The sequence below is a fragment of the Staphylococcus sp. HMSC071G07 genome (assembly GCF_001811435.1).
In the GTDB taxonomy this organism is placed as follows: Bacteria; Bacillota; Bacilli; order Staphylococcales; family Staphylococcaceae; genus Staphylococcus; species Staphylococcus pettenkoferi.
The window spans coordinates 522,548-536,992 of the sequence record NZ_KV804768.1; the positions used below are offsets into that span (position 1 = coordinate 522,548).

A 14,445-nucleotide genomic window follows, 5' to 3' on the forward strand; every position below is an offset into this window, starting at 1 on the left:
CTCGCTTGCTTGGGAGAAGTACAGAAATCTCTGATTTCGTAGTACCTCCCCCGAAAAGCTGACTAGAATTTGAAATAGCAATAGCCATTTCAAATTCAGACAGCTACTGCGTAGGACCACACTCAACTAATTTTTCTCGCTGATACAGCGAGAATAATGGATTTTCGTTGTGGTCTAACTCCATCAAGCGTCTCGAGTAAGCATTGAAAATTTACTTAAGAATTTATTTTAAGCGTGCTTCTCATTTATATCAGAAGTCAATTTCTATAAATGTTACAGGCACATCTATTATACTGTTTTCTTACGCCTCAATATTGAGCTATACTCTTTTTATTTATAAAAAGAGATAGACTCCGTCTGTGCGAAATCTATCTCTACTCGTGCTTATGCCTATTCTAAATCTTGCGCATCTAAAGCCATGATATCATTAACCTCTTTCAAATGAGGATATTGGTCATTGAGCGTTTCCTTACTAAACAACTCAAATTGATTAAAATCAAAGCCAGGCTGACACATGCATCCTACCAACGCGTAGTCCCCATCCTCGATATTCGAACCAAAAATCGTCCCTTTAGGAACCACATATTGTAGCACATCACCTTGCTCGATATTCGGACCGATCGTCACTTTCTCATACTTCCCATCTGGATGAATCATATGAACAGTTAACGAATCGCCAGCATGATAATACCAAATTTCATCTGAATCAATACGATGAAAATGAGAAATATTCGATTGAGTTAGAAGAAAATAAATACTCGTATAAGCAGGGCGTTCTGATGGGTGACTTTCATCCTTAATAATCTCTTTATAATACCCACCTTCAGGATGCGCATTTAAATCCAATTGCTCAACCCAACGCTTCGCTTCAGCAATCATTAATCTGTAAGCTCCACGTTATGGAATACGTTCTGAACATCTTCTAACTCTTCAATCGCATCGATTAATTTTTCAAATTGCGCTTGATCATCTGCAGATAACGTCACTTCATTCTGTGGCAACATTTCAAACTCAGCCACTTCAAAGTCCGTCACACCATACTGTTTTAAAGCCTCTTGAACTTGAGCAAATTGATCAGGTTCTGCATAAATTACGATAAGCCCATCTTGATCCACGATATCGCGCACATCCACATCTTGTTCCATCAAGGATTCAAGCACCGCATCCGGGTCATCACCCTCAAAAGCAAACGTTGCCGTGTGGTCAAACATGTAAGTCACCGAACCAGAAACACCCATGTTCCCACCATTCTTACCGAAAGCCGCACGTAAATCCGAAGCCGTACGATTCACATTATTCGTCAACGCATCCACGATGATCATAGAACCACTCGGACCAAAGCCCTCATATCTAAGGTGGTCATAATTCTCTTCGCCGCCACCTTTCGCCTTCTCAATCGCTTTATCAATAATATGACGCGGAACAGAATACGTCTTCGCTTTCTCCAACGTTAAACGCAACGCTTGGTTAGATTCCGGATCCGGCTCACCCGATTTCGCCGCCACATAAATCTCCTTACCAAAGCGCGCATAAATTCTACTCGTATTTTTATCTTTTTGGGCTTTCTTCTCTTTAATATTATTCCATTTACGACCCATAATGTCATCTCGCTTTCTATTTCACTACTAATTATCATTATATATTATACATCATACACAAGCCATAACCTAGACGTAGACGTTGATTCCAGTTTTAATATGTTGAGTAAAATGAGTAGTCCCAAAAATGCAACTCTAAACGGAATTTCTTTTTACGAACGCTCTCTTATTAAACGACTACAGAAACTATCTTCAACATATTCGCCTATTACTTTACTTACATAATATTAAAGCAATTATGTGAATCAGGGTAGACTTGCACTTAGTAGAAGACACTCCTTTTCCCCACCCCTAGAATAGCTAGGATGTATGTGCGATAACGGAAACTTTAACTTAGAATAATACGCTCTGTTCCTTGACTCTAAATTAGCAGAAGTTTGTGTAAGGAAAGAAACTATAGTTTAGAAAGATACACTCTCTTCTTAACTTTAAATTTATAAGTATGTGCGTTTGAGAACAGAAACTATAGTTTAGAAAGATACACCTTATTCCCTAACCCAAAAATAAAGCTACTGTTGTGTTGTGAACAGTAACTTTCAATTATTATGAGCTTAAATTCTTTGCTATCACTACATTAAGACACAGGATTGCGCCAGGCACTATACCTATGGCGTCTAGCCTCAAACGCGACGCCTGAGGGATCCAAGACGAAACCGAAAATCCATTTTCGCTTGCAACAAAAGCGAAAATTAGTTGAGGTCGTCCCCTCGGCAAGCGCGTTTTAGAGGCTAAGCCATACATTCCACTATCTCCCAAATAAGCAATCCTATGTCGAAGACATAGAAAAATTAGTACAAGACACTAAAATAGAACAAACAGTAATAAACACTATATTAGTTCAACTAATCATAAAATAACAGAGCACAAAAAATTGCTACTGTTCACTCCCAAACAACAGTAGCAATTTTAAAAATACAAAGATTCATTACCAAAGACGCTATTTATCTATAAAAGCCTCAACCTCATCCAACAAATCACGATACCGCTGCGCATTCCCTTCATCCATAAACAGATGAACCTTACGCTCATCCTCCTCAGAACGCACTTTACTCACACGGTCTTGATTAATCAACTTGCGAATAGAGGCTAACACTTTAGTACGACTCAAATCCAGCTCTTTCGTCGCAATCTTCAAGAAAGGTTGCATCAACATATTTTGCTTACTACAATTCTCTTCAATTACTTCCAAAATCGCTAGATCATTGATTGATAATTTATAATGAGTACTTAGAAAATCCATCAAACCTTTGTACTTCTTATAAACTTCAAGCAACTTCGCCTTCTTCTCAGAATTCATGTTGTTACACCTCCCGTTATAAGTAGGCAGTCTATATACCATTTTCTCTTATAATAGGAGGCCTTGTCTTTGCTATTTGTTTCTATTCCTTTGTCATAATTACGAATAACCTCAAATTAAGTTGTAACAAACATATAGCGATGAGCAAATAGTTTTAGAATTTATCCGTCTGCTCGTTTTTAAAAATATGCATAATGCGCACACTATTGTAATGCAATTTAAACTCTAAAGTCGACTGACTGAAATCATGTTCAAAGATTTCGAACTGGGGTTGATTAAATTGCTCAATCTTCTTCACAAGCGGCGTCGACCACTCATACTTGTCTCTCAAGCTCGACGGCACGATTTGGTTAATATTGCCTTGCTTACCATCAAAGTTCTCACTATAAATCAGATGATTCCCATTGATAATACTGTGCTGAATGTCCATCGTCATCCGTGCGGGTAACGCTTTACGATCTAGCGCTTCTCCTTCAAGAATGCGCCAGTCATAGATATAAATCGTGACCTTCTCTTCCTGCATCGCAACGATATAGTGGCCGTAATCTCTGAGTTTAATATCCTCCAACTCTAAGAAACGATGGAGCAAGATATTGAGTACGGAGCTAAAGCCATTTTTATCATAAAGATAGAGATGCTCACGACCGCTCAGCTGCTGAAACAGATCCACACCGATACCACCAAAGCTATTCCACGTCTCCTTCAACATCTCCATCAGAATCGGCGGACTATCCATCAGTTCGGCAATCTGATCGTTTGAGAGCAGACGATTCTCTAAGTTGAGCAAGAAGTATTTCTGATCATCAATATCCATACGCTGTATGATGTCTTTAATATTTGTAAAATGAACGAGCTGTTTCGTCAGCACTTGTTCTGAATCTTCAACGAGATAAGGGGGATTCAACCGTGCATTATCGATAAAGTAATATTTAAAGTTAATACGTTTAAGTTGTGCTTCTAATTGCTTAAACTCAGTAGGCTGATTCAATAAATGTGTGATATCAATCCCGAAATCAACTTGGAAATTGTAGTTCTGCATATGAATCAAATGACGGTAAATCGTCTTCAAATCCATCGTCGCTAAATTAAAGATATATGCGAAACCTTGCGCCGCTTCTTTCGTCAACTTGTCGTTACCTTCAATCGTACGTTTCACGAGTGGCCATAAACACTCAAGATGCCAATGAAGATCTTCTTTAGAGTTGATACGAAACGCAATACTCAGTTGGTTCTCTAATAAACTGCTCGTTATTTGATGTTTCTCCTCTTCAGTGAGTTCATAAGTTAGTGCTCTCGCATCAACTAAACAATAGAAGATGATATGTTCACTTGCTTCTGTGCGATAAAATGTAAAGTCTTCTAAAAATAGCTTTTTCATCTCGGCCACGGTGTATATTTGCAGCACATTACAACATGGACGGTATGATTTTGGATTGCCCTCATCAATGCGAATATCACTCGTACTACTGCATTGCATCGCTTTGTCATTAATAAGTGAGAGTAACGTTTCTTCGTCATAGTGACGTTCTTGCGCCGTAGCAAGATGAACGACTTTCTGTGATTTATCTAAATTACGATAATCATTCGGCGATACGCCAATATAGGCTTTAAACTTTTTACTATAACTTGCGCCATTACTGAATCCACACTGCTCAGAAATTTCCTCTAACGTATGATTACCGCCGATTAAATAACGCATTGAACTAGCGATACGTATCGAGTCGACATAGTGTTTCACACCAATACCCAACACGTTGTAGAACTGGCCGGAAATATTAGATTTCGAAATATATAATTTCTCTGATAGCGCGCTCAGTGTCAGTTTGTCTGGCAAGTGATTAAAGATATATTCGAGAATCTCACCAAACTTACCATATCCTGTATAGTTCAAGTGTTGATTGACAATAGACGCATTAATCTTAGCTTCATCGACGATAATTTGGACAATATCTGTCATCCATTTCTCAAACTGCGCTTCAGTCAACGTATCCGTCAGTTGCGCATGGGCAAGCTGTAACATCTTACGCATGATTTCATTCGTCGACTGAATTAAGTTGATAATGTATTTGTAATCAAAGAAATTTACGCCCACCTTCTCAAACCAGTCACTCGCAATATATAACATAATACAAGTACCGTTCTGAGAAATTTGGTACGTTTCAACATCGTTAATCAGTATGAAATCGTCTGTTACGGAATGAACTTTGGAAATGCTATGTATATCGAGAGTGCCTTGGAGCGGTAGAAATAGCAATATGCCGTCAATACATCGTGCTGTGGGATAGTGCTTCTCAGTTAATAATTGCAAGCATTGTGTTTTCATAGTAGAACCTCTTTTAATATATGATCTTCATATGTATGTAAGGAGCGAAGTGCGACTGACAAATGTGAAGCGATAGGCAATAGGTGACAATCTTTCTATTCTCAACTTATTGAGTATGAACTATTATTATAACTTATACATTAAACGATTACCTAGTATTTTATTTAACAAATCATTATATCTTATATCAAATGCGACTCTATCAATTGAATAATGAATGAACTTGGGTGGAGAATAACGAAAAAAGCTAGGACAACTTCTCGAATTATCACTTCAACAATGTTGCCCTAACTTTTCCATTGTATCTAGTAGGTTAGTGCGTCTTGATGGTCAGTGCATCACTTTCTCAAACGATTAGCGATACGCAATACGTACTTGATAATATGCAGTAAGTTTAAGAATAGGTTAAAGCCAAGTTCTCTAGGGGTAAAAGAACCTCGTTTCATGCGGTTAAAATCATAAATCGTATACATCAGGAATAGGAGTAAGCCGACTACCATAATGACCGTATGCAGAATCGGATTATGAATAAAGATTCCGACGATACTCGCAATAATCAAGGCGATTAAAGTCACGAAGAGATAGCGTCCCATTCCAGATGCATCATTAATAAGGAAATAACCGATTAAGCCGAAGACGATAAACGCTACGATAGCCAACGCAACGTTCTTATAGAAGACTTCAGCTCCTAAGCTTTGTAAGTAATACGTAAAAGTCGCGTAGGATAATAACCCTAATACGATAGTGTAAATATGAGAAATAACGATACCATATTTACGTGCACGTTTCACAAACAACGTGATTAAAACGAGAACTAATAGTGCAAAGGATAACGGTTGGCGCCAGGACATAGGTAAATATTGTCCGAAATAACAGCCAATACCGAAGATAATCCAATAATATACGAAGAACAGCCAAACCTTACCATAGGATTTGGATTGAGACTTAGACTGGGATTGTTTCTGATGTTGATGCTTGGACGATGCTGAATGTGTAGTTTCTGACACACGTTTCACTCCTTACTTTAGTCTTAATTATATGATTCACTATTTTAATAGTCATGAAACATATCATGTGATGCTTGCCATATTACTTTATGTAATACTTCATATTAAATATTACAACATTATTAATACCTAATATTCATAAATCTTTGCGATAACTTATTGCCATGCGCAAAACAAGGCTTTTTATATTTAAAATATTTGACTTTAAATTATTACAATATTACATCTTTATAACAACATACACAAATCGGATTAATTTTGTTAGTATGGGTTATAAATCAATTAGTAAATCACAATTCTTGTGTTAACAAGTTGAAGGAGGAGTACTTTTGAAAAAGAAAGTAGCATTTGCAGTAACAGCTGCGTCTGGCGCTGCTGCAGCTTTAGCGCATCATGATGCAGACGCTTCTACGCAACACACAGTGCAATCAGGAGAGTCATTATGGTCAATCGCTAACAAGTACAATACGACACCAGATCAATTGAAACAAAGCAATAACTTGAACAATAACATGGTCTTCCCAGGCCAAGTGATCAATATCGGTGGTGGCAGCGGAGCTCAAGGAGCAAGTGCTAGTTCAAACGGTACTGCTCAATCATCTGGTGCTTCTTCACACACTGTTCAAGCAGGCGAATCACTAAACATTATCGCTAACAAATACGGTGTTTCTGTTGATGCCTTAATGCAAGCGAACAACCTTAATGGTTATTTAATTTCACCAAACCAAACATTAAAGATTCCTAATGGATCTTCAAATAACTCTACACCAAATGTAGGTTCAGGCGGTTCTGGTGGCGCTACAGATATTTCAGACCAAGATACACCTACATTTAACGATTCAAACCTTTACGACTGGGGTCAATGTACGTGGCACGCTTTCAACCGTCGTCAAGAAACTGGCAAACCTATCAGTACTTACTGGTATAACGCTGAAGGTTGGGCAACTAAAGCACAAGCTGACGGTTTCCGTGTAGACAATTCTCCAGCAGTAGGTTCAATCTTACAAACAACTGAAGGCCCAGTAGGCCACGTAGCTTACGTAGAACAAGTTAATCCTGACGGCAGTGTGCTTGTTTCAGAAATGAACTACAATACACCACCAGGCACAGTAGGCTACCGCACTATCCCAGCATCACAAGCTTCTAGCTATAGCTATATTCATTAATTAGATAAGAAAGAGAGACACGTCATTTATCCATTTCACTGTTCAGGTGAATGCAGATAAGACGTGTCTTTTTTATGCACTTTTGTAGACTTTTATTTCTCAACCTTCTTCTGGTAAAAGTATTAACGCTATCACCTTTATTTACTCATTAAACAATCGATGACTGACCTCGAAATGACTTGTGCTCATTCAACCTCGAGGCGTTCTTAAACCAGCCATTTCCACGTACGCACTTATAACGATTTGTAATGACAGTCACTAGCCATTATTAGCGAAGCGCTTCATTCTCTCCTTATTTTTAAAAAGCCTTTCATATACGCTCTCATATGTCTAGAATACTAAACTATGACTCTTTCCTATGATTTTACCCTTCACAACACAAAAAACGTTGCTTGCCTCCCCTACTCGCTCAAGAAAGACAAACAACGTCTAGACGCTTTATATTAAGTTAAAGAAGAAATTAACGATAAAGTACACGATTGCCGCTAATAACGCTGAAATTGGCAATGTGATGACCCACGTAATAATCATACGTTGTGCAGTCGTCCACTTCACGCCTTTAATACGGTTAGATGCACCTACACCAAGGATAGATGAAGATACAACGTGTGTTGTTGACAGTGGGAAGTGTAAAGATGACGCTACGAAGATCGTGAGCGCAGAAGACAAGTCTGCTGCTGCACCGTTTGCTGGGCGAATCTTCATGATATTACCGCCGACTGTCTTGATAATCTTCCAACCTCCGATGGCTGTACCTAGACCCATCGCTGTCGCACAGGCAACTTTAACCCATAGTTGCGGTTCAACACTTGGACCGTGCTGTAAGTTCGCAACGATTAAAGCGAGGGTAATAATCCCCATCGATTTCTGCGCATCATTGGTACCGTGTGAGAATGATTGCAGAGAAGCTGTGAAGATTTGGAAGAATCTAAAGTTACGATTCGTCTTAGTTAAGTTCGCATTCTTGAAGACGACTTTGACGATAGAATAAATACAGAAACCGACACAGAATGCGATTAATGGTGACAGCAAGAGTACGATGATAATCTTCGTAAACCCTTGGTAATGCAAGACATCAAATGAACGCTGAGATGCGATGGCAGCACCTGCGATAGCACCGATCAACGCGTGAGATGATGAACTTGGAATACCATAGAGCCACGTCACCAAGTTCCAAATAATCGCAGCAAGTATTGCTGATAAGACGACAATCAAGCCGTTCTCAAGTTTAAATGGATCGACGATATCTTTCGTAATCGTACCAGCTACCCCTGTGAATGTGAGCGCACCGATGAAGTTCATCACGGCTGCTAACATGATAGCTGTACGCGGTGTTAATGCACGAGTTGAAACAGCTGTTGCTACAGCGTTCGCAGTATCATGGAACCCGTTGATAAAGTCAAAGACGAGTGAAAAGATGACGATCGCTATCGTGACAACTAGAATATAATCCATAATTGAGGACTCCTTAGCTATTTTTCATGATAATTGTTTCAAAGTTATTTGCGACTGCCTGACATTTATCAGCAATTTCTTCCATGCTCTCGTATATTTCTTTAATTTTAATCAAAGTAATTGGATCAGTTTCGCTGTTGAAGATATGCTTGATAGACTGACGTAAGATGCCATCACAGTTCGTTTCAAACTCTTTAATATTGATAGAGTGAATACGCATGTGTGTGAGCTTCTTATCTACGAGCAAGCCTACCGCAAGCTTCATTTCAGCGATGGCTTTCTGAATGTTCTCAACAAATTCTGCCATGTACTCGTCTGTATATTCGATAGAGTACATCTCAAACATTGCTGCCGTTTCTTCAATCGCGTCAAGGACATCATCAATCGCGTTACTGAGTGACAGAATATCCTCACGCTCGATTGGCGTAATAAACGTTTGGTTCAGATCAGAAACCACTTGATGCATGAGCTCGTCTCCGTGTGACTCATACGTCTTGATATTGTCTGAATACGCCTTCAAGTCTAAATGTGTATTGAAGTCCATCTTTCCAAATTCCACTGCTGCACGGTCGAGGTTAAAGACCATTTCTTCAAGTTGCACCATGAACTTGTCTTTTTTCTTGTTAAACATTCAAATAATCCTCCATTTTGTAGGTGTTTAACACCTGTACTTATTAAACCTTTCTCGACTAGATAATACTTTAAGGGGACAAATTATCTGCGTAAAATGGGGGTGCGTATACTCATCCAATTACCTGTAGTTATTTATGTATCTGATGATGTGTGAGCATCATTTATTTCTATAATAACACCCTATAAATGATGATTTGTCTTACTTGAAAATAGCACAAAATTAACAATCCTACAATTAAATTTACAAAATCTTAAAGAAGTAAGTTGAAATTCATCAGTGCTTAAAAAGCAACTTATATATAATTCGAGGTTCGAAACAGTTTCTCGCTAGCGATAATGCAGATTAACGTATGATGTCGTCTCGCTTTTTTGTAATTGTATCTCCACCTCACAATGTAAAGATTGAAAATTAGATACCTTTAAATTAGTACCAACCTTTATCAAGCCGTTCCCACACCTCTATTGTACAAATTCAACCGTCCCCTCTACAATCTTCAGCCAACATTTTTTCGATACTTAACTCACTTTTTTATCTCATTAGACTGTTTTAGTGAAGAATATAGCTGTACGTTATCTTTTTATCTAATGAGAAATTATTTTTAGTAAAAAGATCAAAAACTTCTGCTTTAATTATAGTAAATATGTGTTTAAAGTGTTATTTTATATAATAATAACTGTTAAAAAGTCCGAAAATGAGGTGACTGGATTGGCACATCTGATCCGTGAAATAAGTATTCAAGATGTAGAGGCATTTACGAAGCTATTAAGCTCGATTTATGACGATGCTGACTACATGTTATATAATCCTGGCGAATATGCGCCCTCTCAGTCGACAATCATCTCGAATCTCGAGCGCATCATCACGTCGCCATCTAATACGATCTTCGTCGCAGAGTACAACGATGAGCTCGTCGGTTATGCCATCGTTGAGACAGAGGATCTCGAGCGTGCGAAACACGAAGCGAAATTTACGATGGGTGTCATTAAGCATTACCGTGAGAAAGGCTTAGGACAGTCACTCATCAACTCTGTTGAAGCATGGTGTCTCAATCGTCACATTCGCCGCATCGAAATCTCTGTCGTTCCTCAGAACACGACAGCAGTGACATTATTTAAAAATGCAGGGTATCAAATCGAAGGCGAATTACGCGACAAACTATATATCGATCACAAATACTACAATAAATACGTGATGTCTAAACTTTTACTTTAGCTATCGCACTTCTATATAACAATAGCCAACATTGGAGACGCGCACGTTCAAACACGCTTGCGTCCTTCCAACGTTGGCTTATTTTAACCTAATAAGGATTTAACTCTACACCGTAAGCATTCTCATCCTCAGGCTTCACATCTGTTTCTACACCAGAGGAATCTGTATTACGACTGAGAAACTTCAGCGTATCTTTGATATTGGTCTTGGACTCAGGTAAATCCAGATGGAATTGATACTGATGATGCAAGTGATGACTGCCATCATAGAACAACGTATCTATCGGAACACCTGTATCCTCTAACTTCTTCGCAAAGGCCTTATTCTGACTGAAGAATGGATCCACATCTCCGACAGACAAGAACGTCGGTGGATAATCATCCGTCACTTGATTAATCGTGGACATTTGAGAAATATTCTTGAATTGGTTCTCCCAATCACGCTCACCCGTATAACTTTCCATAAACAATTGAATACGTGGGAACTCTGTCGCACGTACGGTCTTCATATTATAGAAACCACCATAGAAGATGGCTGCTTTGATTTGATCTGAGTCAAATTGTGGCTTGAAATGCATTTCGTTTCTCAACGACTTATTCGTCTGCATCGCGACATATTGACTCGACATTTGCGCACCTGCTGAATCGCCGCCAAACACGACTTGATCGAAATTAATTGGCAAATCATGCTTGTTCTCTTTAATAAACGATACCGCATCATTAATTTGTTTAATTTGAACGGGATATTTGCTGTTCGGCGCGAGTGCATAGTTAATATTCACCACGATATACCCTTGTTCCGCCAACTTCGCGAGCAACGGGTTCTTGTACTGCTTATCCCCCGCAATAAATCCGCCACCGTGCATCCAGAAGATGACCGGCAGCTTGTTATCGTGATCCATCGACGTCGGTGTTAAGATATCCAGGCGACTATTCGGATACGCTTTACTATATCTAATATTAGTAAAAGCATTCACATTCTTATTGTTGATTTGTACTTTCTCTTTCGTATCTTTCTTATGATCATGATCGTAATGTATCTTGAGCAAGCCAGCAGTGATACACACGACGATAAATATGATAACGAAAGTGACCATCGTCCATCGTCTTTCTGTCTTCATGGCTTCTGTATCCCTTCACATCGTATTTATACACTCGGCTATCGTGAGTTAGCTTAACTTTATCTTAACTAAAATGACTAGGTGTGTGAAGTATAGTTGTTCTTGACGATTATAGCTGGGTTCTTTCAAGTTCTATCTTATGGTAAAAGGCCTCTTGTCAATACCACCTTTTTTTTACTAATTAGACCATACTAAAAAAGCCACCCCATCGCGAACGATGAGATGACTTAAGATTGAATTATGCAATGTGGTCTTCATCTTGACGTTTTCTGATAACGTATTTGATGATAACTGCAATAACGATTGCAAGACCAACAACACCCATAATTTTATATAATTTGTTTACAAGTACTTCGAATCCAACGAATGTACATAAGTAAGCTACAATACACATAATTACGATGAAAATGTGATATTTCTTACTATATGGTTCTGTAAAACGCGCTGCGAATGAATATAATAGACCTAAAATTGTATTATACATAACAGCAAGCATAATAACTGATAAGATAATACCTAAAATAGGATGAACATCATTCGCTAATGTAATTGTTGGAATAGATGCCTCTGAAACGTGAGGGTACTCTGATTGTAATGCAAAGTTAATTAGTGCTAGTAATACTGTATAAATAATACCGCCTAATAATGCACCTCTTCCGGCAACACCACGTTTAGAAGCGTCACCACCAATAACAACAATTGTACTAAATCCAACTGCAAAGGCTAAGCCACCGTATAAAGTACCCATTCCAATACCTTTCCAAATACTTGGACTTGGAACGTTGTTATTGACTTGGTTAAGAGGTATATCTCCTTTAAAGAGATACACAGCTGCGATAATTACAACCATTACGATTAAGAATGGTGTAACAATACCTAATGCACGAACGATTTTATTAAAGTCCATGATTAGTGATAAGTAAATAACGATTGTCATCGCGAGTGAACCTAGCCAAATAGGCACACCATAACTTTGATGTAACGTTGAACCTGCACCGGCAATCATGGTTACTGCGATACCAAATAAGAAGAAGACTAATATATAGTCAAAGATTTTACTGAATTTTTTACCGAAAACATAACTTAATGTAGATTCATGGTTCTGAGCATCAAAGGCTACACCGATCTTCGCACATTGACGACCAATGAACGACAAGATCACACCTGAGATGATAACACCAATGTATGACCATAAACCAAAATCTGAGAAGAATTGTTTAACTTCTTGTCCTGTTGAGAATCCGGCACCGACAACGATACCGACATAAGCGAAACCAATTTTAATAGCTTCTTTATTCAACCCCATGTGATTTATAACCTCCTCTTAGTTAACACATTTCGTAATTATAACGTACTTTAAACTTTTTGCAACCTCAAAAAAGTTATATTACGGCTTTTATACACTTATTTTAAAAAGATTTAAGAATATTGATGAAATTTTATTAATTCATCTTACTTTTTAAAAATCACTTCATGAAAGCGCTATCCTCCATAACTCCAGTGATAAGAAAAATAAAACTGAATCGCTTTTGTATTTTTATTCACCTTCATTAATTGTTCAATCATTTGTCACAGATTATTAAAATAAAAAAACAGAAGTATTGTTTAATCCAACACTTCTGTTTACATTTACTACATATTATTTCGCATTACGATAATTGTTGAGTTCGTCGAAATCAACGACCACATTATCGAGACGTTTCGCTGTGTCTTTCAAGACGTTACGCGCTACGTTATTTGATGGGTCGAGCTTTAATATTTGTCGTGAAATTTCCATAGCCTTTTTATCAGAAATCACAGGCTCTGGTACTGCGTGAAGTAAGAGCATCTGCAAGAGACTCTTCACCTCTTTGCCGTCAGTTAACTTTATGGAAGCTTCAGCATGATAATACGCTGAATCTAAAGCGCCTTTCACGTCACTGAGAGGATAGACGAGCAGTAAGAAAGCCAAATCATGTAATTCAGCCGTTTCTTCTTGCTTCATCATATCTAAAATACATGTATAGAACATCGTACTTTCAACTTCGTGGGCACTTGAAATATATGCTTCTTCAAAATCCATAAAATCTGTTTCGGACATTAATTGTTTCAGTGATTCAAATTCGCCGTTTAAGACATGTTTCTTTATCAAATCTTGCATGGCAATGTCCTCCTAATAATCAGCTGTAGTGTTAAAGATGGGTTGTTTCTTAATAGATTAAGCATTCATCTTTTTCAAGTTAGTTAATATTAATTCTATCATATATGATGTCGTAAATCATTTAAAGGCATAATGTTTCTTCACTTCTTCTAGCGCTTGATCCAATGATGCACCTGTAGAGAGCTTCACTGCCGCCGTGAAACTTCCTTCGACGATAGGTGCTTCAACTTTCACACGTTCGTAGTTGCCCTCATACATTTCTAGCGCCATATCTAAGTTCATCTCTGCAGAACCTAAATCGTAAAAGCACATGAGGTCTTCATCGATGTTATTGATCTGCTCCTGAACCGCATCAAAGGACGTTCCTATCTCCTTACCGTCTTCCACGCCACCAACTGCGTAAACATCGACATCGCCTGCCATTTGTTTGAGCAATTGGCGCGTACCTTCTGCAATGTGTCGACTATGACTCACTAACAAGATCGCACTCATT

13 protein-coding genes are annotated in these 14,445 nt (G+C 38.3%); 2 read left to right on the forward strand and 11 right to left on the reverse strand.

Annotated elements, in window-relative coordinates:
- Nucleotides 1-390: 390 nt before the first annotated feature.
- From HMPREF2802_RS06880 to HMPREF2802_RS06905, 5 genes are all read right to left on the reverse strand, one after another.
- Nucleotides 391-876 (reverse strand): cupin domain-containing protein, encoded by a 486-nt coding sequence (locus HMPREF2802_RS06880; protein ID WP_242249931.1) that lies wholly within the window; start codon nt 874-876, stop codon nt 391-393.
- Nucleotides 877-878: 2 nt separating this feature from the next.
- Nucleotides 879-1,598, reverse strand: a complete 720-nt coding sequence (locus tag HMPREF2802_RS06885; RefSeq protein WP_070503244.1) for a YebC/PmpR family DNA-binding transcriptional regulator — start codon at nt 1,596-1,598, stop codon at nt 879-881.
- 937 nt (nt 1,599-2,535) lie between these two features.
- Nucleotides 2,536-2,895: a transcriptional regulator, SarA/Rot family gene (locus tag HMPREF2802_RS06895; RefSeq protein WP_002472520.1), complete on the reverse strand. Its 360-nt coding sequence runs from the start codon at nt 2,893-2,895 to the stop codon at nt 2,536-2,538.
- Between the two features lie 154 nt (nt 2,896-3,049).
- On the reverse strand, nt 3,050-5,218 hold the full coding sequence (locus tag HMPREF2802_RS06900) for a helix-turn-helix transcriptional regulator (protein ID WP_070503249.1): 2,169 nt from the start codon (nt 5,216-5,218) through the stop codon (nt 3,050-3,052).
- A 338-nt stretch (nt 5,219-5,556) separates the two neighbouring features.
- Complete coding sequence (locus HMPREF2802_RS06905) at nt 5,557-6,225, reverse strand: Bax inhibitor-1/YccA family protein (protein WP_049408066.1); 669 nt, start codon at nt 6,223-6,225, stop codon at nt 5,557-5,559.
- A gap of 329 nt (nt 6,226-6,554) precedes the next feature.
- On the opposite strand from HMPREF2802_RS06905, the gene HMPREF2802_RS06910 reads away from it, so the two are divergent.
- Entirely contained in the window at nt 6,555-7,391 is an 837-nt protein-coding gene (locus tag HMPREF2802_RS06910; protein WP_002472522.1) for a CHAP domain-containing protein, read from the forward strand.
- 438 nt (nt 7,392-7,829) lie between these two features.
- On the opposite strand, the gene HMPREF2802_RS06915 is transcribed toward HMPREF2802_RS06910, so the two are convergent.
- Together HMPREF2802_RS06915 and HMPREF2802_RS06920 are read right to left on the reverse strand one after the other, a co-directional pair.
- Nucleotides 7,830-8,846: an inorganic phosphate transporter gene (locus tag HMPREF2802_RS06915; protein WP_002472514.1), complete on the reverse strand. Its 1,017-nt coding sequence runs from the start codon at nt 8,844-8,846 to the stop codon at nt 7,830-7,832.
- 13 nt (nt 8,847-8,859) lie between these two features.
- On the reverse strand, nt 8,860-9,477 hold the full coding sequence (locus HMPREF2802_RS06920; RefSeq protein ID WP_049408058.1) for a DUF47 domain-containing protein: 618 nt from the start codon (nt 9,475-9,477) through the stop codon (nt 8,860-8,862).
- Between the two features lie 708 nt (nt 9,478-10,185).
- Here HMPREF2802_RS06920 and HMPREF2802_RS06925 point away from each other — a divergent pair.
- Complete coding sequence (locus tag HMPREF2802_RS06925) at nt 10,186-10,692, forward strand: GNAT family N-acetyltransferase (protein ID WP_002472567.1); 507 nt, start codon at nt 10,186-10,188, stop codon at nt 10,690-10,692.
- Between the two features lie 88 nt (nt 10,693-10,780).
- Here HMPREF2802_RS06925 and HMPREF2802_RS06930 read toward each other — a convergent pair whose 3' ends face one another.
- The 4 genes from HMPREF2802_RS06930 to dhaM form a co-directional block, all read right to left on the reverse strand.
- Complete coding sequence (locus HMPREF2802_RS06930) at nt 10,781-11,812, reverse strand: alpha/beta hydrolase (RefSeq protein ID WP_070503250.1); 1,032 nt, start codon at nt 11,810-11,812, stop codon at nt 10,781-10,783.
- A 238-nt stretch (nt 11,813-12,050) separates the two neighbouring features.
- Nucleotides 12,051-13,118, reverse strand: a complete 1,068-nt coding sequence (locus HMPREF2802_RS06935; RefSeq protein ID WP_049409700.1) for a YkvI family membrane protein — start codon at nt 13,116-13,118, stop codon at nt 12,051-12,053.
- A 333-nt stretch (nt 13,119-13,451) separates the two neighbouring features.
- Nucleotides 13,452-13,952 carry a hypothetical protein gene (locus HMPREF2802_RS06940; RefSeq protein WP_002472539.1) on the reverse strand — a complete coding sequence of 167 codons (501 nt, stop codon included), beginning with the start codon at nt 13,950-13,952 and terminating at the stop codon, nt 13,452-13,454.
- 117 nt (nt 13,953-14,069) lie between these two features.
- Complete coding sequence (gene dhaM, locus HMPREF2802_RS06945; RefSeq protein WP_070503252.1) at nt 14,070-14,444, reverse strand: dihydroxyacetone kinase phosphoryl donor subunit DhaM; 375 nt, start codon at nt 14,442-14,444, stop codon at nt 14,070-14,072.
- Between the last annotated feature and the right edge of the window lies 1 nt (nt 14,445).

What these genes read in the sequence shown, in the direction of transcription:
- HMPREF2802_RS06885 (WP_070503244.1), bottom strand. Translation starts at nt 1,598, where the DNA reads ATGGGTCGTAAATGGAATAATATTAAAGAGAAGAAAGCCCAAAAAGAT.
- HMPREF2802_RS06895 (WP_002472520.1), bottom strand. Translation starts at nt 2,895, where the DNA reads ATGAATTCTGAGAAGAAGGCGAAGTTGCTTGAAGTTTATAAGAAGTAC.
- HMPREF2802_RS06900 (WP_070503249.1), bottom strand. Translation starts at nt 5,218, where the DNA reads ATGAAAACACAATGCTTGCAATTATTAACTGAGAAGCACTATCCCACA.
- HMPREF2802_RS06915 (WP_002472514.1), bottom strand. Translation starts at nt 8,846, where the DNA reads ATGGATTATATTCTAGTTGTCACGATAGCGATCGTCATCTTTTCACTC.
- HMPREF2802_RS06920 (WP_049408058.1), bottom strand. Translation starts at nt 9,477, where the DNA reads ATGTTTAACAAGAAAAAAGACAAGTTCATGGTGCAACTTGAAGAAATG.
- HMPREF2802_RS06930 (WP_070503250.1), bottom strand. Translation starts at nt 11,812, where the DNA reads ATGAAGACAGAAAGACGATGGACGATGGTCACTTTCGTTATCATATTT.
- HMPREF2802_RS06935 (WP_049409700.1), bottom strand. Translation starts at nt 13,118, where the DNA reads ATGGGGTTGAATAAAGAAGCTATTAAAATTGGTTTCGCTTATGTCGGT.
- HMPREF2802_RS06940 (WP_002472539.1), bottom strand. Translation starts at nt 13,952, where the DNA reads ATGCAAGATTTGATAAAGAAACATGTCTTAAACGGCGAATTTGAATCA.
- dhaM (WP_070503252.1), bottom strand. Translation starts at nt 14,444, where the DNA reads ATGAGTGCGATCTTGTTAGTGAGTCATAGTCGACACATTGCAGAAGGT.